This is a genomic window from Kitasatospora sp. NPDC002227 (assembly GCF_040296285.1).
Lineage (GTDB): Bacteria > Actinomycetota > Actinomycetes > Streptomycetales > Streptomycetaceae > Kitasatospora.
In genome coordinates, this window is the sequence record NZ_JBEOWY010000126.1 from 1 (window position 1) to 1,510 (window position 1,510).

The 1,510-nt window shown below is 68.2% G+C and carries 3 protein-coding genes; 1 reads left to right on the top strand and 2 read right to left on the bottom strand.

Going from position 1 to position 1,510, the window contains the following annotated elements; all coding sequences use genetic code 11:
- Nucleotides 1-327: hypothetical protein (locus ABT095_RS38750; protein ID WP_350534336.1), on the top strand; the 327-nt coding region annotated here is incomplete at its 5' end.
- Nucleotides 328-533: 206 nt separating this feature from the next.
- On the opposite strand, the gene ABT095_RS38755 is transcribed toward ABT095_RS38750, so the two are convergent.
- Both ABT095_RS38755 and ABT095_RS38760 read right to left on the bottom strand, forming a co-directional pair.
- Nucleotides 534-974, bottom strand: coding sequence for a hypothetical protein (locus ABT095_RS38755; RefSeq protein ID WP_350534337.1), 441 nt, complete (start codon nucleotides 972-974; stop codon nucleotides 534-536).
- Nucleotides 971-1,366, bottom strand: coding sequence for a hypothetical protein (locus ABT095_RS38760; RefSeq protein WP_350534338.1), 396 nt, complete (start codon nucleotides 1,364-1,366; stop codon nucleotides 971-973). The genes ABT095_RS38755 and ABT095_RS38760 overlap by 4 nt, the downstream gene beginning before the upstream one ends.
- Nucleotides 1,367-1,510 lie beyond the last annotated feature (144 nt).

Genomic DNA, 1,510 nt, shown 5'->3' on the forward strand with positions numbered 1-1,510 from the left:
AGGATCGACAGCACGATCCGGACCTTCTCCTCCGGCGGCAGTGCCGGTGGCCTCACCATGATCGATCAGACTCCTTCAAGCAGCAGGACCCGCAAGAAACGAGCCCTGCCACAAAGTCTGACGCGCGACAACGCTACACCGCACCAGGTCGAACTGGTGGATGCCTGGACAGCGAGGTTCGAGGAAGGTGAGCGAGGAATGAGGGTACTGCTCGCCGCCCTGGTTGAGCAGGCCCAGTTGCTCCAGGGCGATCCGGCCGGGGGCGAGGAGCTGCTCGCCGCGGCTGAGATGCTGCTGCTCGGCCAGGGCCAGACCAGGACGGACTGATCTGCAGTCAGTCGGTTCCCCGTGCTCAGTATCCAGGCCACACAACCTGAGCCAGACCCTACTTCACCCCGGTATTAACAGAGGGTGCCTCGGCAGGTCAGTCACCGATGTTCAGCAAGGAGGACCTCGCGGAGATCGTCAAGGACGCCTACCGGCCGAGCACACCGAGATCCCGACGGCGGTACTGAGGCGTCGCGAGGGTCGGTCTACGTCTCGGTCCGGACGCGCTCGGGGTCGAGCCGGAGCTCCTGGTAGGTCCAGCAGTCGGCGACCAGGGTGGCTACCTCCGTGCCGCAACTGCAGACGCGGTTGTGGCCGCTCATCCCGTCGGGTCCGCAGCAGCCGGTGCTGCGGACCCGATCCGGGTGCGGGAGCAGGCCGGTCGCGTCCTCGGGGTGGAGCACGAACGTGCCGATCGGCCCGCCGGGAACGCGGACGTTCGCTGGGGCGTCGGGCGCGGGGTTGGTTGGGGCGACGTACGGGGCGCCGAAGGGGTCGGGATCGACGGCGTAGGTGCCGCGGGCCATCGTGACCCCCGACTTGTCGCCCGGGTCCTGGTCGATGTAGCACTGCTCGGGTAGCTCATCGAGAGGCTGCAGCGGCCCGGTCAGGGGCATTCCGCAGGCGCGGCAGACGAAGACGGTCACCGCCCCGCCTCCTTCGACACGCCCGCGGCCCGGAACTCGTGGACGACCTCGATCTCGCCGACGATGTGCCGGTTGAACTCCTCCAGTTCCTCGGCCGGTACCCACAGCTCGAGGATCGTCTTGCCGCCCGCCTGCTGGACGGGGTAGCGGGCGACGAAGTCCGCGTCGACCTGGAAACGCGTCACGTAGCCGACACCGCTGGCGGGCATGTTCCAGTCGCGGGCGATGCGGATCGCGTAGTCCTCGTTGAGGACGGGGTAGAAGATCGGCTGCTCGGGCAGCCTTGGCGGCCACCCACGCCATCCGGAGGCTTGCACGAGGGCCAACTCCTGTGGCCCTGTCGGGCGCCACAGGGTGACGACGGATGCGTCGGCGTGCTCGATCTTCGTCACGGTGGCCCTCCTGCTGCGGTGCTCTGGGAACTCGGTGTCCGCGCCACCTTAGCCTCGATCTTTCGTGACGGTCCGTCGGCTTGTCCGGCGGGCCGTTTCGGTTTGTCAGACGGGTGACGGGCAGGCCGGTGGCCCGGCTGTCGC